1 protein-coding gene is annotated in these 442 nt (G+C 63.3%); it reads left to right on the top strand.

Going from position 1 to position 442, the window contains the following annotated elements; genetic code table 11:
• Nucleotides 1–442: histidine kinase dimerization/phospho-acceptor domain-containing protein (locus tag I6F36_RS38810; RefSeq protein WP_276573759.1), on the top strand; the 442-nt coding region annotated here is incomplete at both ends.

Genomic DNA, 442 nt, shown 5'->3' with positions numbered 1-442 from the left:
GAGATGTCGCTGTACGAGCTGTTTGCCGACCCGTCCGAACTGGCCGAGATGATTGCCACCGTGGCAGCCCGCCAATTCGATGCCAAGCGGCGCGACGTCTCGCTCGACCGTTTGGGCCACGAACCGCTGCACGCGCACGCCGTCGTGGGCGCACTCGACTTTGCGCCTGCGTCAGTGCTGCTTGAGCTGCTGCCCAACGAGCAGAAGATTCGCAGCGAGCGCGAAGAGCGCCTGTTGGACCTGACCTCCGCCAACAAAGAGCTGATCCGCAATCTGGCACACGAGATCAAGAATCCGTTGGGCGGCATTCGCGGCGCGGCGCAGTTGCTGGAGTTCGAACTGCCGGAACGTTCGCTGCGCGAGTACACGCAAGTCATCATCAAGGAATCCGACCGCCTGCAGACGCTGGTCGATCGCCTGCTCGAACCACACCGGCATCCGC

Origin of the sequence: Bradyrhizobium sp. BRP19, assembly GCF_020194195.1 — a bacterium.
GTDB lineage: Bacteria > Pseudomonadota > Alphaproteobacteria > Rhizobiales > Xanthobacteraceae > Bradyrhizobium > Bradyrhizobium yuanmingense.
This window is presented reverse-complemented; position numbering and strand designations above follow the sequence as displayed.